The 25891-nt window shown below is 65.8% G+C and carries 27 protein-coding genes; 18 read left to right on the top strand and 9 right to left on the bottom strand.

What is annotated here, in order from left to right:
* Positions 1-41: 41 nt before the first annotated feature.
* From C2862_RS13905 to C2862_RS13925, 5 genes are all read right to left on the bottom strand, one after another.
* Entirely contained in the window at positions 42-392 is a 351-nt protein-coding gene (locus tag C2862_RS13905; protein ID WP_136220726.1) for a YqjK family protein, read from the bottom strand.
* A complete protein-coding gene (locus C2862_RS13910) occupies positions 382-759 on the bottom strand; it encodes a phage holin family protein (protein ID WP_229467433.1) in 378 nt (125 codons plus the stop codon). Before C2862_RS13910 ends, C2862_RS13905 begins: the two co-directional genes overlap by 11 nt.
* Before the next feature lie 2 nt (positions 760-761).
* Positions 762-1076: a YqjD family protein gene (locus C2862_RS13915; protein WP_136220727.1), complete on the bottom strand. Its 315-nt coding sequence runs from the start codon at positions 1074-1076 to the stop codon at positions 762-764.
* A 71-nt stretch (positions 1077-1147) separates the two neighbouring features.
* Positions 1148-2002, bottom strand: a complete 855-nt coding sequence (gene ubiA, locus C2862_RS13920) for a 4-hydroxybenzoate octaprenyltransferase (protein ID WP_136220728.1) — start codon at positions 2000-2002, stop codon at positions 1148-1150.
* A gap of 160 nt (positions 2003-2162) precedes the next feature.
* A complete protein-coding gene (locus C2862_RS13925; RefSeq protein WP_136220729.1) occupies positions 2163-3104 on the bottom strand; it encodes a hydrogen peroxide-inducible genes activator in 942 nt (313 codons plus the stop codon).
* Positions 3105-3261: 157 nt separating this feature from the next.
* Between C2862_RS13925 and C2862_RS13930 the strand changes: the two genes are divergently transcribed.
* The 9 genes from C2862_RS13930 to C2862_RS13970 all read left to right on the top strand — a co-directional run bounded on the left by C2862_RS13930 (position 3262) and on the right by C2862_RS13970 (position 16124).
* Complete coding sequence (locus C2862_RS13930; RefSeq protein WP_136220730.1) at positions 3262-4446, top strand: PilT/PilU family type 4a pilus ATPase; 1185 nt, start codon at positions 3262-3264, stop codon at positions 4444-4446.
* 15 nt (positions 4447-4461) lie between these two features.
* Positions 4462-4938: a D-glycero-beta-D-manno-heptose 1-phosphate adenylyltransferase gene (rfaE2, locus tag C2862_RS13935; protein WP_136220731.1), complete on the top strand. Its 477-nt coding sequence runs from the start codon at positions 4462-4464 to the stop codon at positions 4936-4938.
* A gap of 27 nt (positions 4939-4965) precedes the next feature.
* On the top strand, positions 4966-5733 hold the full coding sequence (locus C2862_RS13940) for an alpha/beta hydrolase (protein ID WP_229467427.1): 768 nt from the start codon (positions 4966-4968) through the stop codon (positions 5731-5733).
* Positions 5734-5953: 220 nt separating this feature from the next.
* The gene (locus C2862_RS13945) at positions 5954-8209 is read left to right on the top strand and encodes a TonB-dependent receptor (RefSeq protein ID WP_136220733.1); all 2256 of its coding nucleotides are present in this window, start codon (positions 5954-5956) and stop codon (positions 8207-8209) included.
* A gap of 13 nt (positions 8210-8222) precedes the next feature.
* The gene (locus tag C2862_RS13950) at positions 8223-9029 is read left to right on the top strand and encodes a carotenoid biosynthesis protein (RefSeq protein ID WP_136220734.1); all 807 of its coding nucleotides are present in this window, start codon (positions 8223-8225) and stop codon (positions 9027-9029) included.
* The gene (locus C2862_RS13955; protein ID WP_229467428.1) at positions 9029-10456 is read left to right on the top strand and encodes an oxygenase MpaB family protein; all 1428 of its coding nucleotides are present in this window, start codon (positions 9029-9031) and stop codon (positions 10454-10456) included. The genes C2862_RS13950 and C2862_RS13955 overlap by 1 nt, the downstream gene beginning before the upstream one ends.
* Positions 10453-13905, top strand: a complete 3453-nt coding sequence (locus C2862_RS13960; protein ID WP_136220735.1) for a hybrid sensor histidine kinase/response regulator — start codon at positions 10453-10455, stop codon at positions 13903-13905. The genes C2862_RS13955 and C2862_RS13960 overlap by 4 nt, the downstream gene beginning before the upstream one ends.
* A complete protein-coding gene (locus tag C2862_RS13965; RefSeq protein WP_136220736.1) occupies positions 13902-14819 on the top strand; it encodes a diguanylate cyclase in 918 nt (305 codons plus the stop codon). Before C2862_RS13960 ends, C2862_RS13965 begins: the two co-directional genes overlap by 4 nt.
* A 105-nt stretch (positions 14820-14924) precedes the next feature.
* Entirely contained in the window at positions 14925-16124 is a 1200-nt protein-coding gene (locus C2862_RS13970) for a 2OG-Fe(II) oxygenase (protein WP_136220737.1), read from the top strand.
* Here C2862_RS13970 and C2862_RS13975 read toward each other — a convergent pair.
* From C2862_RS13975 to C2862_RS13985, 3 genes are read right to left on the bottom strand one after another with little or no spacing between them, the layout of a single operon-like run.
* Entirely contained in the window at positions 16090-16950 is an 861-nt protein-coding gene (locus tag C2862_RS13975) for an alpha/beta hydrolase (protein WP_210735984.1), read from the bottom strand. The genes C2862_RS13970 and C2862_RS13975 overlap by 35 nt on opposite strands.
* A 57-nt stretch (positions 16951-17007) precedes the next feature.
* The gene (trmL, locus tag C2862_RS13980; protein WP_136220738.1) at positions 17008-17478 is read right to left on the bottom strand and encodes a tRNA (uridine(34)/cytosine(34)/5-carboxymethylaminomethyluridine(34)-2'-O)-methyltransferase TrmL; all 471 of its coding nucleotides are present in this window, start codon (positions 17476-17478) and stop codon (positions 17008-17010) included.
* A gap of 12 nt (positions 17479-17490) precedes the next feature.
* Positions 17491-18249: a ComF family protein gene (locus C2862_RS13985; protein WP_136220739.1), complete on the bottom strand. Its 759-nt coding sequence runs from the start codon at positions 18247-18249 to the stop codon at positions 17491-17493.
* A gap of 89 nt (positions 18250-18338) precedes the next feature.
* Here C2862_RS13985 and C2862_RS13990 point away from each other — a divergent pair, with 89 nt between their 5' ends.
* The 7 genes from C2862_RS13990 (at position 18339) to C2862_RS14015 (ending at position 24244) form a co-directional block, all read left to right on the top strand.
* The gene (locus C2862_RS13990; RefSeq protein WP_136220740.1) at positions 18339-19229 is read left to right on the top strand and encodes a methyltransferase domain-containing protein; all 891 of its coding nucleotides are present in this window, start codon (positions 18339-18341) and stop codon (positions 19227-19229) included.
* A gap of 411 nt (positions 19230-19640) precedes the next feature.
* On the top strand, positions 19641-20828 hold the full coding sequence (gene coxB, locus C2862_RS13995) for a cytochrome c oxidase subunit II (protein ID WP_136220741.1): 1188 nt from the start codon (positions 19641-19643) through the stop codon (positions 20826-20828).
* Positions 20829-20860: 32 nt separating this feature from the next.
* The gene (gene ctaD, locus C2862_RS14000) at positions 20861-22465 is read left to right on the top strand and encodes a cytochrome c oxidase subunit I (RefSeq protein WP_136220742.1); all 1605 of its coding nucleotides are present in this window, start codon (positions 20861-20863) and stop codon (positions 22463-22465) included.
* Entirely contained in the window at positions 22465-22566 is a 102-nt protein-coding gene (locus C2862_RS25525) for a cytochrome oxidase small assembly protein (protein ID WP_210735986.1), read from the top strand. Before ctaD ends, C2862_RS25525 begins: the two co-directional genes overlap by 1 nt.
* 1 nt (position 22567) lies before the next feature.
* Positions 22568-23122, top strand: a complete 555-nt coding sequence (locus tag C2862_RS14005) for a cytochrome c oxidase assembly protein (protein WP_267873532.1) — start codon at positions 22568-22570, stop codon at positions 23120-23122.
* Complete coding sequence (locus tag C2862_RS14010; protein WP_136220743.1) at positions 23123-23332, top strand: DUF2970 domain-containing protein; 210 nt, start codon at positions 23123-23125, stop codon at positions 23330-23332.
* Between the two features lie 54 nt (positions 23333-23386).
* Entirely contained in the window at positions 23387-24244 is an 858-nt protein-coding gene (locus C2862_RS14015; RefSeq protein ID WP_136220744.1) for a cytochrome c oxidase subunit 3, read from the top strand.
* 66 nt (positions 24245-24310) lie between these two features.
* On the opposite strand, the gene C2862_RS14020 is transcribed toward C2862_RS14015, so the two are convergent.
* Positions 24311-24511, bottom strand: coding sequence for a twin transmembrane helix small protein (locus tag C2862_RS14020; RefSeq protein ID WP_136220745.1), 201 nt, complete (start codon positions 24509-24511; stop codon positions 24311-24313).
* 36 nt (positions 24512-24547) lie between these two features.
* On the opposite strand from C2862_RS14020, the gene C2862_RS14025 reads away from it, so the two are divergent.
* Together C2862_RS14025 and C2862_RS14030 are read left to right on the top strand one after the other, a co-directional pair.
* On the top strand, positions 24548-25300 hold the full coding sequence (locus tag C2862_RS14025) for an SURF1 family protein (RefSeq protein WP_136220746.1): 753 nt from the start codon (positions 24548-24550) through the stop codon (positions 25298-25300).
* Positions 25278-25889 carry a cytochrome C oxidase subunit I gene (locus C2862_RS14030; RefSeq protein ID WP_210735988.1) on the top strand — a complete coding sequence of 204 codons (612 nt, stop codon included), beginning with the start codon at positions 25278-25280 and terminating at the stop codon, positions 25887-25889. The genes C2862_RS14025 and C2862_RS14030 overlap by 23 nt, the downstream gene beginning before the upstream one ends.
* Positions 25890-25891: the final 2 nt, after the last annotated feature.

The following is a 25891-nucleotide window of genomic DNA, read 5'->3' on the forward strand; positions in this document are numbered from 1 at the left end:
GGGTCATTGAGGCCAATGGCCTCAATGACCCCACCAGTCTCTTATTCGAGATGCCCGCCAATTCGCGCGCGCACGATCGGCAGCACCCGCTGCACCGTCGGCAGCATCCTCTGCACGACCGGCACCACGCGCTGCGCAAGCTGCCACAAGGACGCGCCCGCCGCGATCACGGCCAGCACCGGCTTGGGCCGCGCGATCATCATGCCGACGGCCACGCCGGCACCCGCCAGCAGGGTCTTGCGATGCTCGCCGATGAATCCCGCCGCGCCCTGGACACGTTCCACAGGAGCCTTCAGCAAATTCAGCTGGTGCGCCATGTCGCCGCGCTGGCGTGCGCATTCGGCGACCAGGTGCGCGCGGCGCACCGCCAGCGGCGTCTGTTCACTGTTCATGCGCCACCCCCGTGCCCTTGATGAAGGCAATGTCCTTGCCCAGTTCCGCACGCGTCGCGGCCAGCATCGGCCCGCGTGCGGCGAAGCCGGCGCGCACCCTGGCCAGGATCAGCACCGCGGCCAGCGCGAACACGCCGGCCATGACGCCGATCGCGAGCAGCCGGTGCTCGTCCCAGAACAGCACGATGACGAACAGGGCGACCAGCATGAAGGCGAAGGCGCCGAGGAAGGCGGCCAGCAGCGTCCAGGCCGCGTAGCCCAGCAGCGACTGTGCTTCCTCCTGCGCCTCGACGGCGGCCAGTTCCAGGCGCGTGCGCGCCATGGATACGAGTGTCGACCCGATGCGGCCGACCGTCTCGGTAAACACGATCAACGACGATTGATCAGCATGCCCAGCACGACGCCGACCGCGGCGCCGATGCCGACTGCCTTCCAGGGATTGTCCTTGACGTAGGTGTCGGTGGCCTTGGCAGCGGCTTTCGACTTCTCGACCACTTCCAGGTTCACCAGGCTTTCCTTGGCGCCGGCGATGGCGCCTTCGAACTTGGCTTTGGCCTTGGTCAGTTCCTCGCCGGTCAGCGAGCTGCCGTGGCGCAGCCAGGCTTCGGCGTCCTGGATGACGGTCTTCAGGTCGGCCAGCAGTTGATCGCGGGCGCCGGTCTGGGTCGGGATTTTTTCCATCATGGGGAGGTCCTCTTCATCGGAATGTGGGTTGCGATCCGATGATCGCAACGGTTGGTGCATTTCGGACAATATTATCCTAATGCATAGTCTAACGCGACACCGATGAAAAGTGCCGCACCCAACCAATTGTTGTGCCGGAAGGCCGCAAAGCAGCGCATGCGGTCGCGGTCACGGATCAGGGTGTAGTGGTAGAGCGCGATGCCTGCCGCGACCACGACGCCGGCCACGAACCACCAGCGCAGGCCCAGCATCCAGCCGCAGACCAGGTCGATGGCGAGCGCCACGCCATAGCACAGCATCACGGCGGCGACGTCGAAGCGGCCGAAGGTAATGGCCGAGGTGCGGATGCCGATCTTCAAATCGTCGTCGCGGTCGACCATCGCATATTCGGTGTCGTAGGCCACGGCCCAGAAAATGTTTGCCAGCAGCAGCCACCAGGCCACCGCAGGCACGCTGCCCAGCACGGCGGCAAAGGCCATCGGGATGCCGAAGCCGAAGGCGATGCCGAGATAGGCCTGCGGGATCGCGAAGAAGCGCTTGAAATAGGGGTAGGAGCCGGCGACGATCACGGCCACCACCGACAGCTGCTTGGTCAGCGTGTTCAGCGGCAGGATCAGCAGGAAGGAAATAATCGCCAGCACGGCCGCCACCATCACGGCTTCCCAGCCCTTGATGCGGCCCGAGGTCAGCGGGCGGTCGACGGTGCGCTTGACGTGCTTGTCGAAATCGCGGTCGGCATAGTCGTTGATCGCGCAGCCGGCCGAGCGCATCAGTGCCGTACCGAGCACGAAGATCACGACCACCATCGGATCGGGTTTGCCGCCGGACGCCATCCACAATGCCCACAGCGTGGGCCACAGCAGGAGGAGGATGCCGATCGGCTTGTCAGCGCGGACCAGCCGGAAGTAGAGCGCCAGCTTGTTCATGGATTCGCTTCTTGTCGCGCAAGAATATTGTGTACAAGACAGCGATTTTACCGGATTGCCGGTTTGGTGGGCACGGGGCGCCCACCCTACTATGTGGCAACGGCATCGACGGGTGTAGGGTGGGCGCCCCGTGCCCACCGCTCAGCCGCGTGACGAAAGTTCAGGCCGCCTTTTCCAGCGCCAGCATGTCGACCCCCGGCAAATCGCACTGCGCCACCGCATTGCACACCGCCTCGATCGCCGCGCGCCGCGTAAAACTCTTGCGCCAGACGATGACTACGCGGCGCGATGGTGCCGGGTTGGCAAAGGGAACGAAGGAGAGCATGCCGTTCGGATCTTCCATGTCGCGCACCGAAGCGCGCGGCAGCACCGTGAGGCCGATGCCGCTGGCCACCATGTGGCGGATCGTCTCCAGCGACGAACCCTCGAAGGTGCGCTGCATGCCGTTGCCGGGCGAAGAGAAGCGCGCCATCTCCGGGCAGACTTCCAGCACCTGGTCGCGGAAGCAGTGGCCGCTGCCCAGCAGCAGCATGGTTTCCGCTTTCAAATCGTCGGCCGGGATCTCGCGGCGCTTCGACCAGGGATGGGTGCGCGGCGTGGCGACGACGAAGGGTTCGTCGTACAGGGTCTGCATCAGCATGCCGTGGTCGGGCAGGGGCAGAGCCATGATGGCGGCGTCGAGTTCGCCCTGGCGCAGCAGCTCCAGCAGCTTGACCGTAAAATTTTCCTGCAGCACGAGCGGCATCTGCGGCACGTTGTCGATCAGGTTTTTCACCAGCGGCGGCAGCAAATAAGGGCCGATCGTGTAGATCACGCCCAGTCGCAGCGGGCCGGCCAGCGGGTCCTTGTTCTGCTTGGCCAGCTCCTTGATGGCGGCGGTCTGTTCCAGCACGCGCTCGGCCTGCGCCACGATCTGGGCGCCGACCGGCGTGACCGACACTTCCGAACCGCCGCGCTCGAACAGGGTAACGCCGAGCTCGTCTTCAAGTTTCTTGATGGCGACCGAGAGGGTGGGCTGCGCCACGAAACAGGACTCGGCGGCATGGCCGAAGTGTTTGGCACGCGCAACGGCGACGATGTATTTCAGCTCGGTGAGTGTCATAGAGTATGGTCAGTCGAATTGCAGTGGTGCAATAATAATCCTGCCATGGCCCGGCGTGGTCAGCCAGAATAGTAATTTAACCAGAATCTTAGTCGATATAATGCCCTCTGGGTGAGATCGATGCAGATTCATCGCCCGACCTCTTAGAAAGGCACGCATGTCCTCCACCTTTGGCCCGGCCGAAGCCCTCGCCTATATCCAGAAGCTGCTGACCGTCATGCACCAGCAGGGCGGTTCCGACCTCTTCATTTCCGCCGATTTCCCGCCCAGCATGAAGCACCAGGGCGCGATGAAGCCGATGAGCCAGCAGCGCCTGAGCGGCGAAGTCACGCGTGCGCTGGCCCTGTCGCTGATGAACGAGCGCCAGCGCGCCGAGTTCGAAGCCGAGATGGAGTGCAATTTCGCGATCTCGCTGCCGAACGTCTGCCGCTTCCGCGTGAATGTCTTCGTGCAGCAGCAGAGCGTGGGCATGGTGGTGCGTACCATCGCCTCGGAAATCCCGAATTTCGAAAAGCTCGACCTGCCGGAAGTGCTGAAGGACGTGGTCATGACCAAGCGCGGCCTGGTGCTGGTCGTCGGCGGCACGGGTTCCGGCAAGTCGACCACGCTCGCCGCGATGATCGACTACCGTAACAGCAACTCGGCCGGCCACATCATCACGGTGGAAGATCCGGTCGAATACGTCCACAAGAACAAGAACTGCCTGGTCACGCACCGCGAGGTCGGTGTCGATACCCACTCCTGGCACAACGCCCTCAAGAACACGCTGCGCCAGGCGCCGGACGTGATCCTGATCGGAGAAATCCGCGACACCGAGACGATGGAACACGCGATCGCCTTCGCCGAAACGGGTCACCTGTGCCTGGGTACCCTGCACGCGAACAATGCGAACCAGACGATGGACCGCATCATCAACTTCTTCCCGGAAGAGCGCCGCAACCAGTTATTGATGGACCTGTCCGCCAACCTGCGTGCGATCGTCTCGCAACGCCTGGTGCGCACCGAGGACGGCAAGGGCCGCAAAGCCGCCATCGAGATCCTGCTGAACACGCCGACCATCGGCGAGATGATCCTGAAGGGGAATTTTCATAGCATCAAGGAGATCATGCACAAGTCGCGCGAACTGGGCATGTGCACCTTCGACCAGGCGCTGTTCGAGCTCTACAACAAGGGCTACATCAGCTACGACGAAGCGATCCGCAATGCCGACTCGGCCAACGGCCTGCGCCTGCAGATCAAACTGTCGGGCGAACGGCGCGAAGGCGAGGAGGGCGGCGGCAAGAGCTCGCCGCTGTCCATGATGCTCGAAGAAGAACCGCAAGACCCTGCCAATCCAAGTTAATCCCAGTTGAACTCCATGCCGAATTTCGAGAACAAGATCTGCTCGCGCGCCGAGCTCAAGGCGCGTGTCGCCGCCCTGCCAAAACCCGTCGTGCTGACCAACGGCGTGTTCGACATCCTGCACCGCGGCCATGTCACCTACCTGGCGCAGGCGCGCGAACTGGGCGCCTCGCTGGTCGTCGCGGCGAATACCGACGCATCCGTGAAGCGCCTGGGGAAGGGCGACGACCGTCCCCTGAACACGCTGGCGGACCGCATGGCGGTGCTGGCGGCGCTGGAATCGGTCAGCCTGGTGGTCGAATTCGACGAGGACACGGCCCTGGAAACGGTGCTCGAAGCGCGGCCCGACATCTACGCCAAGGGCGGCGACTATCAGATGGATGCGATTCCGGAAGGGCAGGCGGTGCTGGCCTACGGCGGCAAAGCGGTCGCGATCGACTTCGAGCATGACCGCTCGACGACCAAGCTGCTGACCAAGGTGCGCGCCGGCTGAGGGCCGCCGATGCGGAAGGCGCTGCGCATGCTGCTCCTGATCGCCCTGGCCGGCTACCTGGCCGCCTGCCTGGCCTTGTTCGCGTTCCAGCGTTCCTACATTTATTTTCCACCGCCCGTGCCTATGGTGACGGCGCCCAGGACCACGACGCTGGCGCTGCCCGGCGCCGAGGTCAGGGTGTCGGAGCGGCCGCGCCAGGGCCCGCAAGCCGTTCTCTACTTCGGTGGCAATGCCGAGGATGTGACGGCCAGCCTGCCGCTGCTGGACGAGGCCTTTCCCGCGCACGCCCTGTATCTCATGCATTACCGCGGCTACCTGGGCAGTTCCGGCAAGCCGACGGAGCAGGCGCTGGTGGCCGATGCGCTGGCGCTGTTCGACCGGGCGGCGCTTGAGCACCTAGACATCGTCGTCATAGGGCGCAGCCTGGGCAGCGGCGTGGCGATCCAGGTCGCAGCCAAGCGCCCCGTGAGCCGGCTGGTACTGGTCACGCCCTTCGACAGCCTGGCCGCGCTCGGCGCGCGCCAGTTCCCGTATTTTCCGGTGCGTTGGCTGCTGCGCGACAAATACGAATCGGGAAAATACGCCCCGGCCGTCAAGGCACCCACGCTCTTGATCGCGGCGGGGCAGGATGAAATCGTTCCCGCGCAGAGTACGCGCTTGCTGCTGTCGCGTTTCAGGGAAGGCGTGGCGTCGATGCGGGTCATCGACGGAGCGGGGCACAACGCGATCTCCGGCAGTCCCGACTATGTGGCTTACCTGCGGGTGCCGCCTGGCCATCCTGCCGGCGCGCGATGACAGGGTCGTGACCGGCCCTTGTCACTTTCACATTCAGCGAACTGAACAGTTGTTACCCGTCCACGCTATCGCTCAAGGCTCTGTTTCCTCGTTGCACTAACTGATAGACTGCTCGAATTCAGCTCAACCAAAAGATGTGTTGATTTAAATCAAACACACGAGGTGAGCGGGCGCCGCGCAAAAGCGGCGTCAGCGTCTAAATACAAAACTAGGGGAATGCATGTCCAACCGTCAGGTTCGTTCGAACCTTACGCCGCTGGCGCTCGCCGTCGCGGGTTGCGTCTGGGGCGCTGCCGCGGCAGCACAGGAAGCGCAGGTAGCGCAAAGGGCCACGGCAAGTCAGGCCGAAGGCCAGATCCAGGAAGTGGTGGTTACCGCCCAGCGCAACGCCAGCGCTGAATCGAAAACGCCGGTCGCGATGTCGGTCCTCAGCGGAGAAACGCTCGTCGGCGCCGGTCTCGATCGTCCATCCGATATCGGCGCACGCCTGCCGGGCGTGGCCATCGATGGCGCGGCCGACGGCCTGCGCATCACGATCCGCGGCGTGTCCAACGCCGACGCCACCGAGAAGGGCGAGCCTTCGGCCGCCTTCCTGCTCGACGGCGTCTACATCGCCCGTCCGCACGGCCAGAATCTGGATTTCCTCGACGTCGAGCGCGTCGAGGTACTGCGCGGCCCGCAAGGCACGCTATACGGCCGCAATACGACGGCCGGCGTGGTGAACGTCATCTCGAAGGCGCCGACCGCGCGCTTCGAAGGCGCAGCCGGCGCCGAGATGGGCAACCATGGCAGCCGCAAGGCGAATGCGATGATCAACGTGCCCGTCACCGACGGCATCGCGCTGCGCGCGGCCGTGTCGACGAACCGGCGCGACAGCCTGCTGCGCAACGAGCAGGGCACGCCGCACACGCTCGGCCAGGACCGCGACGCCGATGCCGCCCGCCTGTCGGCGAAGTTCGCGCTCGGCCCGGCGGCGTCGCTGCTGCTGCGCCTGGACCGCACGGTCCAGCGCGACAACAACGACGTCATCGTCCCCGACACGAATTTTTATGAGGGCATCGAGACCGGCAACCCGACGCCCTTCGACGCCGGCACGGCCCAGCGCCTGACGAATGCCTTCGTGCCCCTGAACACGATGCCGGAGCAGGGCCACAGCCGCCGCGCCAGCACGGGATTCGGCGCCGAATTCTCCTGGGATCTCGGCCCGGCCACGCTGCACTACCTCGGTTCGCATCGCCGCTTCGACCACGACTTCCTGGTCAACTACTACTATCGCATCATGCCCGGCTTCGCCCTCGGCGTGCGCCAGGAATACGAAGGCAGCTTCGAGCAGGATTCGCACGAGCTGCGCCTGGCCACCAATGGCCGCGGTCCGGTTACAGCCCAGGGCGGTTTCTACTGGTTCCGCGAACAGATGGCGCAGCTGGCCACGTTCCGCGACCTGGAACCGATCGGCCTGCCGCCCTACTACGTGTTCCCATCGGATCCGGTGGCCTCCTACAGCCGCGGCCTGTTCGGCCAGGTGACCTGGAGCGCCAGCGAGCGCCTGCGCCTGACCCTCGGCGCGCGCCGCACCGAGGACCGCAAGTCGCGCTACGGCTCGACCAACCTGCAGCAGGAAGCGACGTTCAATCCCGCCACCGACATCGCCTTGCCCAACGCGGCCAGCCTGGCAACGAGCAAGACCACCTGGCGCGTCGGTGTCGACGTCGACATCAACCCCTCGACCATGGCCTATGCCACTGTCTCGACCGGCTACAAGGCCGGCGGCTTCAACGACGGCTGCGCGGCCGGCGCCACCTGCCCGGCCTTCATCGCCGTGCCCGAATCGACCCTGGTCTACCAGCCCGAGACGCTCACCGCCTATGAGCTGGGCCTGAAAACCCGCTTCTGGGCCAACCGCGCCAGCCTGAATCTCAGCGCCTACCGCTATGCCTACGACAACCTGCAATTGTCGGGCGTGGCGATGGTGCAGGGCGTGCCGCGCTTCGTCACGGCGAATGCGGGCGAAGCCAGCGTCAAGGGCCTGGAAGTGGAAGGGGCCGTAAAACCCGTGCCGCAAGGACGCCTGAGCACCACGCTGGCGCTGACCGACGCGCATTATGTCGCCTACAGCCCGGACGGCATCCATTCCTGGGCCGGCTATAAACTCGACCGCGCGCCGCGCGCCGTGCTCACGCTCGGCTACGAGCATGGCTTTGCCCTGCGCGACGGCCTGTTGACCGCCGGCGTGTTCGCGCGCCGCAGCAGCGAGTGGACCATCGGCGTGCCGAGCCAGCTGCTGCGCTACCGGATTCCGGCCCGCACCGCGACCGACCTGCGCCTGGGCTACCAGCCAGGCAATTCTCCCTGGAGCGTCCTGCTGCGCGTGAAGAACCTCGAGAACAAGGTCGAGCCGGTGAACATCGACAGCTTCGGCATGACGGTGCCGAGCGAGCCGCGCGCGGTGGCCCTGCGCGTCGATTACCGGTTCTAAGGCGGTACTCACGATGACGCTCTCCCGCATCACCTTCGTCCTGCTGGCGCTGGCGGCCGGGATTTTGCTCGTGCGCGGCCTGGGCGACACCACCGGTCTCCTGATCGCCGGGTCGATCGCGATGTTCGCCTGCTGCCTGAGCAGCGCCGCCCACGTGCTGGGCGCGCGCGCCGCGCTGCGCTTTGCCTTGATCGCCGTCGTCCTCGGCTGGGCCGCGGAGGAAATGGGATCGCGTTATGGCTGGTTCTTCGGCTCCTACACCTACACCGAGGTGCTCGGCCCGCGCGTCGGCAGCGTGCCTTTCGTGATTCCCCTGATGTGGTTCGCGCTGACCTACATCGGCTACGTGATCGCCAACCTGATGGTCTGGCAGGTGCCGAGCGACGGCGCGGCCCCGCTCGGGCAGACGCTGGTGCAGTCGCTGCTGGCGGCGATGATCGTCACCGCCTACGACCTCGGCGCCGATCCCTACATGGTGTTCAAGTTGAAGGCCTGGATCATGACCAAGACTGACGGCGGCTGGTTCGGCGAGACCCTGCAGGGCTTCGCCGGCTGGATGTTCGTCTCCTTCGTCATCGTCTTCCTGTTCCGCCTCGGCCTGAAGAGCCGGCCGCCGGTGCCGGGTGCGCCGGTCGCGCCGCGCGACATCGCCGTGCCGCTGGCAATCTATGCCGGCAACCTGCTGTTCCAGGCACTGCTGGGCGTGCCCGTCGAAACCCGGGCGATCGCCATCTTCGCGATGGGCATTCCGCTGTTGGCCGCCCTGTGCGGCTGGAGCCGCTGGAAAACGACGCCGGCAGCCCTGGCGGGGAGCGCCTGATGGCGAACATGTCCGAACCGCTGGCAGCGGCCGATCCGCGCCTGCGCGCCGATCCGCTGGCCGACGACACCATTGCGCGCGTGCTCGGCACGTGGGACGACGGCACGCCGGCGCTTTCTCGCTGGGACGCGATCGCGGTCGTGAACCGCGAGCTGGCCGGCTGGCAGACCAACGGCGTACTTGCGGACTGGCGCGCCAGCCCCGGCACGCCGGCACCGATCGCCGCCGCACTGGAAGATTACGTGGCGCGTGCACGCCAGCTGCCGGACTGGGTCGATGCGGGCAAGGTCGGTTGCGCCGAATCCGTCTTCGTCGACATGAGCATGTTGTCGTGCACGCTGCTGTTCTGCGCCAGCCTGCCCGAGTGCTACGTGCCGGCCGATCTCGCCAACGTACTGCACGTGGCCGGCCAGCTCGAGCAGCATACCGACTACCGGGTGCGCTCGACTGCGGCGATGATCTTCCCCGTCATGCTGCGTGGCGGCCTGCTGGACGCCAGCGGCGGCGGGGTGGCGCAGGTATTGAAAGTGCGCCTGATCCACGCGACCATCCGCCACCTGATCGTGCGCGGCAATCCGGGCGAGGCGCTGGACCACGGCGCCACGGTTCAACCCCTGCTGGCCGAGGGCCGCGGCTTGTATCAGACCCTGTTCGCGCGCGGCTGGGACGTGAACGCCAACGGCCTGCCCGTCAACCAGGAAGAACTGGCCTATACGCTGCTGACCTTCCACTACGTCTTCCTGCGCGGCCTGCGCCGTCTTGGCCTGGGCCTGAGCAAGGAGGAAGAGGGGGCCTACCTGCACGCCTGGAACGTGGTCGGCCACCTGCTCGGCATCGAGCAGGACCTGCTGGTGCAGACCATGGGCGAGGCCGAGACCCTGTTCGCGCGCCTGCAGAAGGAGGGCCGCGCCATCGCCGCCAACCGCTATGCCGCTGCGGCACGCAAGGGTGGCGCAGCCCGCGGCCAGCCTGACCCGCGTCCGGCCCTGGCCGATGCCCTGATGCGGGCGATGCAGGCGGAGATTCCGCTGCGTGCATTGAAAGCCTTTCCGGTGCTGCTGACGCGCCGCCTGTGCGGCCGCGAGACTGCGCGCGACCTCGGGCTGGACAAGCGCGTCTCACTATTCTCACGCGTGCTGTTCGCGCTCGGCATGGGCGTCACGCGCGCCGTCGATACGGCCGCGCGGCTGCTCTGCCCCGGTTTTTCGATCTCGCGCCTGGTCACGCGCATCTTCGGCTACCGCCTGACGGTGCGCTTCCTGATGGACCAGACCCGGCCCCTGAAGCTGCCCGACGCGCTGCTGCGCCAGGTCGACGGCGCCGTGCGTGGCTGGGACGTCGATCCGCAGGCGCCCGGCTGGATGAACGCCATCGAACAACGCATGCGGCCCGGCGCCGTCACTACTCCATCCGAGGAAGCCGCATGAAAATCCTGTCATCCCGACTGCGCGCCGCCTGCGCCCTGTTGTTGCTCCTGCTGGCCTTCCTGCCGCGAGCCTGGGCGGCGGACCCGCTGGTGCTGGATGACCGGATCGGCAGCGTCGAAGCCTGGCCTGCCGTGACGATGCTGACCGACCCGGGCGGCAAGCTCGGGATCGAGGACGTGCTGGCGGCGCCGCAACGCTTCGCGCCGCCGGTGTCCGGCCACGCGACGCTGGGCGTGCAGGACGATCCGGTGTGGCTGCGCATCCCGGTCCGGGTACCGCAGGGCAGCCGCGCCGCCTGGATCGCCGAGATCGATTACGCGGTCCTGAACAAGGTCGAATTCTTCGTGGTGAGCGAGGGCGTCGTGCGCCAGCACGGCCTGGCCGGCAATCTGCAGCCGCCGCAGGCGGGCGGGCACCGGGTGCGCACGCCTGCCGTGCTGCTCGAGCTGCTGCACGGCCCGCGCTACGACATCTATTTGCGCATCGAGAATACCGGCGCGATGGTGCTGCCGCTGCGCTTTTCGCAGCCCGCCGTGTTTCACGCCGACTCCGTCAACGAACAGATGGTGCAGGGCCTGCTGCTCGGCCTGAGCCTGTGCCTGCTGCTCTACAGCCTGGCCCAGGCCGTCAACCTGCGCGAACCGCTGTTCGCCAAGTACGCGCTGATGATCTGCGGCTCGTCCCTGTTCTCGGCCGAATTCTTCGGCATCGGCAGCCAGTACGTGTGGGGCGACAACGCCTGGATGAACATCCACGCGGGCGGGCTGTTCGCCCTGATGTCTTCCTGCGGCGCCTACCTGTTCGTCGAGCAGGCCCTGGCACGCCCGGGCATGGACCGCACCTTCAGCCGCCTGATGAAATCCGGCGCCGCGCTCACGGCGGTCGCCGCGCTGGCCTTCGGTCTCGACCTGATCACTGTCGGCCAGCTGGTGGCCATCGTCAGCACGCTGGGCATCATGCCGATGCTGCTGGGGATCCCGGGCGCCTTGAAGCGCGCGCGCCGCGGCGACCCGGTCGGCCTGTATTTCCTGCTCGGCTGGGCATTGAGCTTCCTTGGCTCGCTGGTGCTGAGCCAGATGATCAACGGCGCCGTCGACGCGAGTTTCTGGACCATGCATTCGCTGCAGTTCACCAACGCGATCGACATGATCATCTTCATGCGCGTGCTGGGCCTGCGCACCAGCGCGATCCGCGATGCGATGTTGCGCGCGGAAGCTGCCACGCGCCTGAAATCGGACTTCCTGGCCAACATGAGCCACGAGATCCGCACGCCGATGAACGCGATCATCGGCATGAGCCGCCTGGCCCTGATGGCCGACCCGTCGCCGCGCCTGCGCAACTACCTCGGCAAGATCCTGGGCGCGGGCGAGCACCTGCTCGGCATCGTCAACGACATCCTCGATTTTTCCAAGATCGAGGCCGGCCAGCTCAAGATCGAGCAGGTCGAGTTCGACCTCAACGACCTGCTCGAGCATCTGTCGAACCTCACCGCCGTCAAGCTCGACGCGCGCCGCGTCGAACTCGTGTTCCGCGTCGGGCGCGGCGTGCCGGCGCGCCTGGTCGGCGATCCGCTGCGCCTGGGCCAGGTGCTGATCAATCTCACCAGCAACGCCGTCAAATTCACCGGGCAGGGCGAGATCGTCGTCGCCGTGGAAGTGGCGGCGCGCAGCGACGGCGGCGTCACGCTGCGCTTCTGCGTCACCGACACCGGCATCGGCATGGACGGCGACCAGCTGGCGCGCCTGTTCCAGTCCTTCCGCCAGGGCGACGATTCGATCACGCGCAAGTACGGCGGCACGGGCCTGGGCCTGTCGATCTCGAAACAGCTGGTCGAACTGATGGGCGGCAGCATCGACGTCACCAGCACCCCGGGCGTGGGCAGCAGCTTCAGCTTCACCGTACCGCTGGGACAGGCCACCAGCGCGCCGGGTGTGCTGGCCGCGCCGGGCGCGGCCCTGCAGCAGCTGCGCGTGCTGGTGGTGGACGACAGCGAGACGGCGCGCACGGCGCTGGTCGAGATGCTGGAGAGCTTCGGCGTGGCGGCCGATGCCGCCGCCTCGGGCGAACTGGCGCTGGCGCGCATGAAGGACGCATTGGCGTGCGGCCTGCCTTACCAGGTGGTGCTGATGGATTACGTGATGCCGGGCTGGGATGGCGTCGAGACCATCCGCCGCCTGCGCGCGCTGGAGGGCGTCGAGGGTGTCGCGCACGCGGCGCCGTCGATCCTGATGGTCAGCGCCAGCGCGCGCGAGACGGTGCAGCTGCAGGCGGGCCCGCTGCAATTGCAGGGCTTCCTGAACAAGCCGGTAGGACCGGCGCTGCTGTACCACAGCCTGTTGCGCGCGCTGCGTCCGGAACTCGAGCTGCCCGGCGCCTCGGAACGGGTGGAGGCCGATCCGCGCGGCCTGGCGCGCCTGCGCGGCGCGCGCATCCTGCTGGTCGAGGACAACGCCAACAACCGCGAAGTCGCGCTCGACTTCCTGGCCGCCGCGCCGGTCCAGGTCGACGTCGCCGTGCACGGCGGCGAGGCGGTCGAGATGGTGCAGACGAATGACTACGACCTGGTGCTGATGGACATCCAGATGCGCGAAGTCGACGGCCTGACGGCCACGCGCCGCATCCGCGCCATCGAACGCCTGCGCGCGCTGCCGATCGTGGCCATGACGGCGCATGCGATGGCGGGCGACCGCGAACGCAGCCTGGCCGCCGGCATGAACGACCACCTGGCGAAACCCGTCGATCCGGACCAGCTGTTCCGCACCTTGCTGGCCTGGATCGACCCAGGCCGCCTGGAAGGCCGGGCGGCACCGAGCGCGCCGGCCGAGGCGCTCGCGACAAGCGACACCGTGCTGCTGCCGGCGGTGCCCGGAATCGACTGGGACGCCGCGCTGTCCGGCGTCGGCCACCAGCATGCGCGCCTGATCAAGCGCGTGCGCAGCTTCGTGCAGGAATACCGGACGGCGCCGCGCCAGCTGGCCGACGCGCTGGCGGCCGGCGACGAGGCGCCGCTGCAGGCGCTGGCGCACAACCTGAAGGCCAGTGCTGCCTATGTCGGCGCCTACGAGCTGGCCAGCCTGGCGCGCCGCATCGAGGACGCACTGCGCGGGAGCGACTCCGAGCGCGCGGCGGGCATGGTGCCGGCCCTGATCGCCGCGCTCGATGCGATCCTGGCCGGGATGGCGCCGCTGGCCGGTCCGCGCGACCTGCCGGCGCAGGCGCCGGATGCGCTGCCGGCGCTGCTGGCTCGCCTGACCAGCCAGCTGGCCAGCGACGATGCCCGCGCGCGCGACACGCTGGCCGAACTGCACGCGCTGCTCCCCGATGCGGAGTATGCTGCGTCGTTGGCCGCGATCGCCGACTGCGTCGACGAACTCGAGTACGAGGCCGCGCTGGCGCCGCTGGGCGAACTGGCGCAGTTGCTGGGACTGAACCTGGAGGAGACCGCATGACGCCTGCCGAACCGCAAAAAGTCCTGATCGCCGACGACGACCCGATCAACCGCGACGTCCTGTGCGAACTGCTGCAGCCCGAGTACACGGTGCTGCTGGCGAAGAACGGCGCGCAGGCGGTGGAGCGCGCAACGCGCCACGTGCCCGACCTGATCCTGCTGGACGTGATGATGCCGGACATGAGCGGCTTCGAGGTGCTGCGCCGCCTGCGCGCCACGCCCCAGACCGAGCACGTATCGATCATCTTCATCTCCGGCCTGGACCGTCCGGAAGACGAGGCGGCCGGCCTCAAGATGGGCGCCTCCGACTACATCGCCAAGCCCTTCAATGCGACCGTGGTGCTGGCGCGCGTGGCGCTGCACCTGCAGCTGGTGCGCCAGCGCCGCCTGCTGGAACACCTGGCCCACGTCGACGGCCTGACCGAACTGGCCAACCGGCGCCGCTTCGACGACGTCTACGACCTCGAATGGCAGCGCGCCCGGCGCAGCGGCCAGCCGCTCTCGCTGGCCTTGCTCGACATCGACTCCTTCAAGCAGTTCAACGATCTATACGGCCACCCGGCCGGCGACCGCGCGCTGCGCGCGGTGGCGCGCGTGGCCGGCACCCACATGCGCCGCCCGGCCGACCTGGCGGCGCGCTACGGCGGCGAAGAGATGGTGCTCTTGATGCCGGAAACCGACGGCCGGCAGGCGCTGCAGATCGCGCAGGCGCTGCGCGAAGCCGTGGCCCAGCTGATGATCGCCCACGCCGGCTCGGCGGCCGCATCCTGCATCACGGTCAGCATCGGCGGCGCCAGCCTCGATTCCGCCCGCATGGAAAGCTCGGCCGCGCTGTTCGAGGCGGCCGACGTGCAGCTGTACCGGGCGAAGCAGGGAGGAAGGAACCGGGTCATGTGGAGGAGCGACGAGGGCTGAAGACCTTGTCCGCCGGTGCCGGCTGAAAAAAGTGGCGCTTCCATCTTGGCGAGAACCGAACTGTTCGCTAGACTTGTCAATACGACAGCGTTGAAGGGGCGGACGATGTGGCAAACTGGCGACCCGATACCCAGCTTCGTGGCGCGCTCCACGAGCAATCCCCGCTACGCCTTCTATACGGCGGCCGGCCGCTATGTCGTCCTCAGCTTCCTCGGCAGCGCAGCCCACGAAAGCACACGCCAGGTGCTCGACTTCGTCCAGCAGAGGCGTGCCTTGTTCGACGACCGGCACCTGTGTTTTTACGGGGTGTCCATCGATCCGGAAGACGAGCGCCAGGAGCGCCTGCGCGCCATGATCCCGGGCATACGCTATTTCTGGGACTTCGACCGCACGCTCAGCTCCCAGTTCGGGGCCATTGTCTCAAGTCCGTCGTCCGCAACGGCCTACCGGCCTTTCACGCTGGTCCTCGACCCGATGCTGCGGGTAATGGCCAGCATACCGCTGCTTCCCGCCGCGGCCCATAACGAGGCGCTCGGCGAGCTCATCGGTCGGCTCCCGCCCGTCGAAGAGCATGCGGGTACCGCCCTGAGCGCCCCGGTACTGATCCTGCCCAGGGTGTTCGAAGACGCCCTCTGTGAAGAACTGATCGCCTTGTACCAGCGCTACGGTGGTGTCGAATCAGGCTTCATGCGGGAGGTCAACGGGAAGACCGTGGAAGTCAGGGAGCAAAGCTTCAAGCGGCGCCACGATGTCGAATTCGATGCGCGTCCCGAGCTGGCGCCGCTCAGGGAAGCGATCCAGGCGCGCATCGGGCGCCGCGTCCTGCCGGAAATCAAACGCGCATTCCAGTTCGAGGCGACGCGAATGGAACGTTACATCGTTGCCCGCTACGACGGCGACAGCGGCGGCTTCTTTCGCCCGCATAAGGACAACACGACGCTCGGCACCGCGCACCGCCGCTTTGCCTGCACCATCAACCTGAACACGCAGGCGTACGAAGGCGGCGACCTGCGTTTCCCGGAATTCGGACCCCGCACCTACCGCGCGCCGACCGGCGGCGCCGTCGTGTTTTCGTGCTCGCTCCTGCACGAGGCAACGCCGGTGACGCGGGGCGAACGCTACGCTTTCCTGCCGTTCTTCTACGACGAGCAGGCCGCGCGCCAGCGAGAAAGCAATGCCCATTCGTTGACCGGACAGGTGTTCGACCGCGCAAAGGGAGAGCACGAGTTCGCGCTGCTGGATGGGCAGTCGGCCCCGGCGGAACCGGCTGTCACCGGCCCGGCGGGCGCTCCGGCGGATTCCTGAAGAGGGTGCGCAAGGCGCGCAGTGCGGCGGGATGATAGATCGTACGGTGCGTCTCCTCGGGAAACGCAGCCAGTTCGAAACGCAGTCCCGACGCCGCCGCACTCTTGAACAATTTTTCGATCCTGGCGGCGAGCTGGGGCATGCCTGGTTCGCCGCTGGCGGCGACAAATAAGGTCTTGCCGGCATGGCGCCCGGTACGCAGCTGCGCGCCGCCCTTCGCCAGCAAGTTCTCGTGGTTCCACCAGACGCTGGGGTCGACGGCGACATAGGTGTCGAACATCTCGGGCGTGACGAGCAAGGTTTCCATGACGAAGAGGCCGGCCAGTGATTCGCCAATGATGGCGCTCTCCCCGGTCGTCCGGTAGCGCGCCTTGATTGCCGGCATCAATTCGTTGCGGATGAAGCGGCGGAAGGCGTCGGCGCCGCCAATGACGGGCGCGATCTTGCGGTCGCGCGGGTCCTCGCTGGGACCGGTCATGTCGCGGCGGCGCTGGGTGTTCTCGATGCCGACGAGCATGAAGGGCCGCATCGTGCCGCTTGCGATCGATATCTGCAGCAGGCCGGCGATATGCAGGAAGTCCTCCTGCAGTCCGCCGTCGGGCATGTAGAGGACGGGCAAGGCCTGGGCCTCCGCCACGTTCGCGGGCGGCGCGTTGTAGACATTAATGCGCCGGGTTTCGCCGAGCACGGTCGAGGTCAGCGTAAAGGTGTCGCCGATTGCCAGCGCGTCGGGTGCCATCTGCGCCGTCTGGGCCGCGGCGGGGCCGCAGGCGGCGAGGGCGACCAGCGCCGCGGCGGCCTGTAACACGGATCGTCTGTTGCGCAAGGCCGCTCCCGGGCTGTGTGGATTGCCGGACAGTGTGCCTGTCTCAGCCGCGCAGGGTCAAGCCCCGCCCGCGTACCCGTTCTGGCGCCAGGCCTCGTACACCACGACCGCCACCGTGTTCGACAGGTTCAGGCTGCGGTTGTCCGGCATCATCGGCAGGCGAATGCGCTGGCTGGTCGGGAAACTGTTGCGCAGGGCCGGGTCGAGGCCGCGCGATTCGGCGCCGAAGACGAACACGTCGCCCGGCTTGAAGGCGGCGTCGGCGAAGGGAGATGAACCGTGGGTGGTGAGGGCGAACATGCGGCTCGGGTCGGGTTGCGTGTCCGCCAGGAAGGCTTCCCAGTTCTTGTGCACCTTCATGGTCGCGTAATCGTGGTAATCCAGGCCGGCGCGGCGCATCTTGGCGTCGTCCAGCGGAAAACCGAGCGGCTCGATCAGGTGCAGTTGCACGCCGGTGTTGGCGCACAGGCGAATGACGTTGCCCGTGTTGGGCGGGATTTCCGGTTCGACCAGTACGACGTGGAACATCAACTCTCCAATTCAATGTGGTGGCGTGCGCGCGAATACGAGATTCGACACGCGCGCCGCACCGGCCGCCTTCAAGGTGGCGGCCAGTTCGTTCAATGTGTGGCCGCTCGTCATGACGTCGTCGACGACGCCGATGTGGCGGCCTTCAATCTGTCCTGCCATCTCCGGAGTCACCTCGAAGGCGCCGCGGATGTTGTCGGCCCGTTCGCGCGGCGTCACGCCCGACTGTGCCGCCGTCTCGACGGCGCGCACGACCAGGCGCGGCTGCACGGCGACGCCGATCGCGCGGCCCAGCGGCCGGGCGATCTCGAGCGCCTGGTTGTAGCCGCGCTCCTGTAAGCGGCGCGCACCCAGCGGGACCGCGCACAGAAGGTCGGGCAGGGGCCAGCCCGGCGCGGCCAGCACGGCATCGACCAGGCGGCCGGCGAACCAGGGCGCCAGCGGCAGGCGGGCGCCGAACTTCAAACCCAGCACGAGACCGTCGAGCGGCGCCGCGTAATCGGCGGCAACGATGGTCGCGTCAAAGGCCGGCGCGTCGGCCAGGCAGGTGCCGCAGGTTTGTCCGGACGGCTCGTCGCGGCCGAGCGGGTTGGCGCAGCAAAGACAGCGCGGTCCGCCCGGACTTGCGTAGCGCAAGGTGCAGGGCATGCACACGGCCCCCGTCGCTTCCTCGCCGCACAGGGCGCAGCAAGAGGGCAGCAGCATGCGCGCCAGGGCTCGCGGCCAGCGCAACAATGGTCGTAGCAACAGCGGTTCGATGCGCTCACCCATCGGCTCGACTCCCGGCAAACCTGTACACTCCCGCCATTATCTCATTTGAACGCAACAAGATTATGGCTTCTCCCTCGTCCCCATCGAAAATGAGCGCGCCGATTGACCAGTCGCGCGTGCGCGCGCTGTTCGCGGAACCGCAGCGCGTGGCCGCTGCCGACTTCCTGCGCCGCGAAATCGCCGGCCGCATGCATGAACGGCTGAGCCTGGTAAAGATCGTGCCCCAGCGCGTGCTCGACGCCGGCTGCGGCACCGGCCCGGACCTCGGCACCCTGCAAAAGACTTATCCGGCGGCCCAGATTCTCGGCCTGGACGCCTCCAGTGCGATGCTGCTCGAGGCAAAGGCGCCGGTGCCGGCCATGCGTTCGCTGAACCAGATGCTCAGCCGCCTGATGCCGGCCAAGGCCGGCGTCGATCTGCTTTGCGGCGACTTCGGGGCCCTGCCATTCGGGCCGAACTCGCTCGACCTGGTGTGGTCGAACCTGGCGCTGCACTGGCATCCCCAGCCCGACCGCGTGTTCGCCGAGTGGCGCCGCGTGCTGCGCGTGGATGGCTTGCTGATGTTCTCGAATTTCGGCCCGGACACCTTCAAGGAACTGCGCGCCGCCTTTGCCGAGCTGGACGAATCGCCGCACACGCTGCCCTTCGTCGACATGCACGACTTCGGCGACCAGCTGGTGGAAGCCGGCTTCTCGACGCCGGTCATGGATGCCGAGCGCATCACCGTCACCTATGGCACGGTCGAGGCGCTGCTGGCGGACGTGCGCGCCATCGGCGGCAATCCGTTGGCCACGCGCCGGCGCGGGCTGATCGGCCGCGCCGCCTGGAAGCGCATGGTCGATGCGCTGGAAGCGCAACGGGGCGCGGACGGCAAGATCGCGCTCAGCTTCGAGGTCATCTACGGACACGCGTTCCGGCCGGTGCCGAAGACGACGGCGGCAGGGGAGGCGATCATCCAGTTCCGGCCGCGCAAGCCATAAGCGGGCCGATGGCGCTAGCACGGCTGGCGCCCGGCGGCAAGCCCCGAACTACGAAATATGATGCTTTAATGCACGAAATATCACAGTCATGACAAGGATTTTCCTTGAATAAAAATTAGCGATTTGAGTATAATCAATAACTATTTTTTCGCCCCGGCGCCCCGTAGAAGTTGAAAAACGGTGCCGAATAGTGGAAGAATTAGAAAATTGAAATAGCAGCATCAGCAAGTTTGGCGCCCGTCAGTACGTTGTTGCAGTTGCTGGTGGACGAGCATGGTTTCAACCCGTTGCGCGTCCACAGGCCGTGCCGCCGGGAACCAGCTTGCACTTGGTTTCGGAGCGGCGGCGGTTCGTTCATGGAATTGCTGACCGTTTAAAAATATTCTTATTTTGGGTGGTTGGGGACAATTCATGACATATGCAAAGCGACTTCACGCCTTGATGCTCGGTCTTGCGGTATCGACCAGTATCCCGGCACTGGCTGCACCTGAAATCACGGGGCGGCCGGTGGAACACCAGTTGAACATGCAAACTCCGGTGACTGGGATCGGCGCTGACATCTACAGCTTGCACAACTGGATGATGCTGGTCTGCCTCATCATCTTCATCGGCGTCTTCGGCGTCATGTTCTATTCGGTGTTCAAGCACCGCAAATCCCTGGGCCACAAGCCCGCCACCTTCCACGAATCGACCGCCGTCGAAATCGCCTGGACTGTCGTTCCCTTCCTGATCGTCATCGGCATGGCCCTGCCGGCCACCCGTACCGTCGTGGCCCTGAAGGACACCTCGAACGCCGACATCACGATCAAAGCCACCGGCATGCAGTGGAAGTGGGGCTACGACTACCTGAAGGGCGAAGGCGAGGGCATCAGCTTCCTGTCGAACCTGTCGACCCCGCGCACCCAGGTGGGCGAGCCGGGCGTCGCGCCGACCGAAGCGCGCACCGAAAACTACCTGCTCGAAGTCGACAATGAAATGGTCGTCCCGGTCGGCAAGAAGATCCGCATGGTCCTCACCGCCAACGACGTGATCCACGCCTGGACCATCCCCGCCTTCGCGATCAAGCAGGATGCGATTCCGGGCTTCGTGCGCGACGGCTGGTTCAAGGCCGACAAGATCGGCGTCTACCGCGGCAACTGCGTCGAACTGTGCGGCAAGGACCACGCCTTCATGCCGATCGTCGTGCGCGTCGTCTCGGCCGAGGACTACACCGCCTGGGTTGCCGGCGAAAAGAAAAAGATGGCCGCACTGGCCGACGATCCGACCAAGGTCTGGACCATCGACGAACTGAAAACCAAGGGCGAAGCCGTCTACGCCGCCAACTGCGTGGCCTGCCACCAGGCCAACGGCAAGGGCGTGCCGAACGCTTTTGCCCCGCTCGACGGTTCGCAGGCGGTCAACGGCCCGAAGGCGCACCAGATCGATGTGCTGCTCAAGGGCCAGGATACGCCGGCCTGGCCGGGCGCGATGCCGGCCTGGAAGCAGCTGTCGGATTCGGACATCGCCGCCGTGATCACCTACACGCGTAACAACTGGTCGAACAAGGCCGCCGAAAACATCGTCCAACCGGCCGAAGTGCTGGCTGCACGCAGCAAGTAACGTTGTAAGTACTGAGCTTCCAGGATACTGACATGACTACCAGCACTCTCGATCACGCGCACGACGACCATCACGGCCACGACCACGCGCATCACGACATGCCGACCGGCGCCCGCCGCTGGCTCTTCGCCACCAACCACAAGGACATCGGCACCCTGTACCTGTGGTTCTCGTTCATCATGCTGCTCTCGGGCGGCGTACTGGCGCTGATGATCCGCACCGAGCTGTTCCAGCCCGGCCTGCAGTTCTTCCGTCCCGAGTTCTTCAACCAGCTGACCACCATGCACGGCCTGGTGATGGTGTTCGGCGCGATCATGCCGGCTTTCGTCGGCTTCGCGAACTGGATGATCCCGCTGCAGGTGGGCGCGTCCGACATGGCCTTCGCGCGCATGAACAACTTCTCGTTCTGGCTGCTGCCGCCGGCGGCGCTGCTGCTGGCAGGTTCCTTCTTCTCGCCGGGCGGCGCCACCGCTGCCGGCTGGACCCTGTATGCGCCGCTGTCGACCCAGATGGGCCCGGGCATGGACATGGCGATTTTCGCCATGCACATCATGGGCGCCTCGTCGATCATGGGCTCGATTAACATCATCGTCACCATCCTGAACATGCGCGCTCCGGGCATGACCCTGATGAAGATGCCGATGTTCTGCTGGACCTGGCTGATCACCGCCTTCCTGCTGATCGCCGTGATGCCGGTCCTGGCGGGCGCGATCACCATGACCCTGACCGACCGCCACTTCGGCACCTCCTTCTTCAACGCCGCTGGCGGCGGCGACCCGGTCATGTACCAGCACATCTTCTGGTTCTTCGGCCACCCCGAGGTCTACATCATGATCCTGCCGGCCTTCGGCATCGTCTCGCAGATCATCCCGGCCTTTGCCCGCAAACCGCTGTTCGGCTACGCCTCGATGGTCTACGCGACCGCCTCGATCGCCGTGCTCTCCTTCATCGTCTGGGCCCACCACATGTTCACCACGGGCATGCCGGTGACCTCGCAGCTGTTCTTCATGTACGCCACCATGCTGATCGCGGTGCCGACCGGCGTGAAGGTGTTCAACTGGGTCGCCACCATGTGGCGCGGCTCGATGACCTTTGAAACCCCGATGCTGTTCGCGGTCGGCTTCATCTTCGTGTTCACGATGGGCGGCTTCACCGGCCTGATCCTGGCCGTGACCCCGATCGACATCCAGGTCCACGACACCTATTACGTGGTCGCCCACTTCCACTACGTGCTGGTGGCGGGTTCCCTGTTCGCGCTGTTCGCCGGCTTCTACTACTGGGCGCCGAAGTGGACCGGCCACATGTATCCGGAAGGCCGCGGCAAGCTGCACTTCTGGCTGTCGCTGATCACCTTCAACGTCACCTTCTTCCCGATGCACTTCCTGGGCCTGGCCGGCATGCCGCGCCGCTATGCGGACTACGCCGTGCAGTTCACCGACTTCAACATGATCGTCTCGATCGGCGCCTTCGGTTTCGGCCTGTCGCAGGTGTACTTCCTGTTCTTCGTCGTGCTGCCGACCATCAAGGGCGGCGCCAAGGCGGACGCCAAGCCATGGGAAGGCGCCGAAGGCCTCGAGTGGACCGTGCCGAGCCCGGCGCCGTTCCACACCTTCGAGAACCCGCCGCTGGTGAAGTGATGAACGCGAAGAAGAAGTCCAATGCCAAAACGGCGCTGGTGCTGGTTGCGATCGCCGCGTTCTTCTTTGCGGCCGTGATCCTCAAGCGCGTCTGGATGTGATGTGAGCTATACCCCGAAAGAACGCCTGCGCCTGAACCGCTCCACCTTCGGCAAGCTGGTGGTGGTGGCGGTGGCGATGTTCGGCTTCGGCTACGCGCTGGTGCCGGTCTACCGCCAGATGTGCGAGGTACTCGGCATCAACGTGATCACCCAGCAGGACGGCACGGTCGAGCGTCCGGAAAACACGCAGGTCGACACCAGCCGCACGATCACCGTGGAACTGGACGGCAATGCGCAGGGACCCTGGCGCTTCCGTCCGACCACGCGCTCGATCCAGGTGCATCCGGGCGAGCTGGCGACGGTGGTCTACGAAGTGGTGAATACGCAGGCGCGCGCCGTGAAAGCGCAGGCGATCCCGAGCTACGCGCCGCAGTCGGCGACGCCGCATTTCAAGAAGGTGGAGTGCTTCTGCTTCCGCGAGCAGCTCATGAAGCCGAACGAGGCGCGGCAAATGCCGGTGGTATTCTTCATCGACCCGAAGCTGCCCAAGGAAGTGAAGAACATCACGCTGTCGTACACCTTCTTCGAGGTGTCCGGCGCTGTGGCGGCGAACTAGATGAAGTCCAACGAGCAGCCGCGGAAGGCCTCGTTTTTAGCCTCGATGAAGGCCGTGTTCTGGTCCTTCTTCGGGGTGCGCAAGCGCAAGGATTACGAGCACGACGCGGCGAACCTGAATCCGTTCCACGTGATTCTGGCGGCGCTGCTGGGAGTGGCGATATTTATCGGCGTGCTGCTGTTTGTCGTGAAATTGGCGGTCGCGCAGTAGAAGTTTTTAAGCATTTCAATTCAACGCATTAGAACAACGTTCCAGGAGATGAAGATGAGTGTGTCAAAGACCGCGCCGCATTATTTCGTGCCGGGCCCCTCGATGTGGCCGATGGCCGGCGGGATTTCGATGCTGGTGACCATGCTCGGCGCGTCCGGCTGGGTCAACAGCGCCTCCTGGGGACCGGCCGTCTGCCTGGCCGGCATCGTCGCGATGCTGACCGTGCTGTACTTCTGGTTCGGCGACGCCATCAAGGAGTCCGAAACGGGCCAGTACAGCCAGCGCATCGACTCGTCCTTCCGCTGGTCGATGAGCTGGTTCATCTTCTCGGAGGTGATGTTCTTCGCCGCCTTCTTCGGCGCGCTGTTCTATGCCCGTGCGATCTCCATGCCCTGGCTGGCCGATCTCGACCACAAGGTGCTGTGGCCCGACTTCGCCGCCCAATGGGGCAATACCGGCCCGGCCGGCGTGGTCGAGAGCTTCACCACCATGGGCCCGTTCTGGATCCCGACCATCAACACCGCGCTGCTGCTGACCTCGGGCGTGACGCTGACGATTGCCCACCACGCGCTGCGCGAAGGCCATCGCCGCAACACGGCCGTGTTCCTGTTCCTCACCATCCTGCTGGGCGCGATCTTCATGGGCTTCCAGGCCTACGAATACATCCACGCCTACCAGGAGCTGAACCTGAAGCTGAGCTCGGGCATCTACGGCTCGACCTTCTTCATGCTGACCGGCTTCCACGGCTTCCACGTGACGATGGGCGCGATCATGCTGTCGGTGGTGCTGTACCGCGTGCTGCGCGGCCACTTCACGGCTGACCACCACTTCGGTTTCGAAGGCGCCGCCTGGTACTGGCACTTCGTCGACGTGGTCTGGCTGGGGTTGTACGTGGTCGTGTACTGGCTGTAAGCGGCGGCAGGAAGGAATAGCAGGGGACAGCCGCGCGGCTGTCCCCTTGTCATATGTAGGGTGCGCTCAGCGGATGCCGGTCGGATGGATCCAGCCCATCTTGTAGGAAGCGAGCACGATCAGGAACAGCGTGATCGACAGGCCGACGCGCATCGCCAGCGCCTGCACCGTGCGGTTGCTGCGGCCCTTGTCCTTCATCAGGAAGAACAGCGCCGAGCCGAGGCTGGCGATGATCAGGATGAAGGCGATGGCGATGAAGATTTTCATTATTCTTGCCCGCGGGTTGAGTAGAGGTTCATTGTAATGCGTTTGGCATTCAGGTTTAGGGTCATTCCGTTCGTCGTTACCGTTGCGCTGGTGGTGCTCGGGGTCGTGCTGGGGAACTGGCAGACGAGGCGGGCGGAGGAGAAGCTGGGGATTGCGGCGCGGCTTGTTGAGCGTGGTGAGCAGGCGCCGGTGGTCCTCGGTGAGGGTGGGGGTGTGGATGGGCACGTACGCGTGGAGTCGGGACTCCACCCTACGGATCTCGAGTATCGGCGGGTGCGGGTGACGGGGGAGTGGGTCAGCCAATGGCCGCTGTTCCTGGATAACCGGCCGCTGAATGGGCGGGCGGGATTCATCCTGGCGATGCCGTTTAAAATAGCGGGTTCGGACCAACATGTGCTCGTGTTGCGCGGGTGGTTGCCGCGCGATGCGAACGACTACGCGCGCTTGCCGGACTTTCAAACGCCGGCCGGCACGGTGACGATCGAGGGCGTGGCCACGCTCAGCGCGGGGCACGTCATGCAGCTCGGCGGCGCGGGTGCGCTGAAGCCGGGGATGCGCGTGCAGAACCTCGACGTGGACAGCGTGGCCAAGGCAAGCGGCCTGGCGTTGGCGCCGTTTTTTGTCCAGCAGTCCGGGCAGGGCGAAGGCCTGGTGCGCGACTGGCCGGCACCGAGTACCGGCGTCGACAAGCACCGCGGCTACGCTTTCCAGTGGTACGCGCTGGCGGCCATGGCTGCCTTATTTTTCGTGATTACAGGGTTTCGAAGTGGAAGAAAACAAGCTGTCTGAAGGCGCGGCCAAGGCACAACGCAAGGGCCGCCTGAAACTGGGTCTCCTGCTGCTGGTCTGCGCGGCGCCGATCATCGCCTCGTATCTCACCTTTTACGTCATCAAGCCGAGCGGCCGCACCAATTACGGCGCCATCATCGACCAGCGCGCGCACCCGATGCCGCAGCTTTCCAGCACGACGCTCGACGGCCGCCCGGAGACGCTGGAAAACTATGCCGGCAAATGGATCATGGTGAAAGTCGGCGGCGGCCGTTGCGACGAGGCCTGCGCCAAGCAGCTGTTCGCCATGCGCCAGCTGCGCACCATGCAGGGCAAGAACATGGACCGCGTCGAACGCGCGTGGCTGATCACCGACCAGGAGCCAGTCGACACCATCCTGATCCGCAGCTACGACGACATGCACATGCTGCGCGTCTCGCCCGAACAGCTGGCGAAATGGCTGCCGACCGAGCAGGGGACGAAACTGGAAGACCATATCTTCCTGATCGACCCGCGCAGCAATCTCATGATGCGCTTCCCGAAGGACCCGGACCCGCGCAAGGTGCACAAGGACTTGTCGAAGTTATTAAAAGCCTCGGCGATCGGTTAAGC

Source organism: Massilia sp. Mn16-1_5 (assembly GCF_004798585.1).
Lineage (GTDB): Bacteria > Pseudomonadota > Gammaproteobacteria > Burkholderiales > Burkholderiaceae_D > Telluria.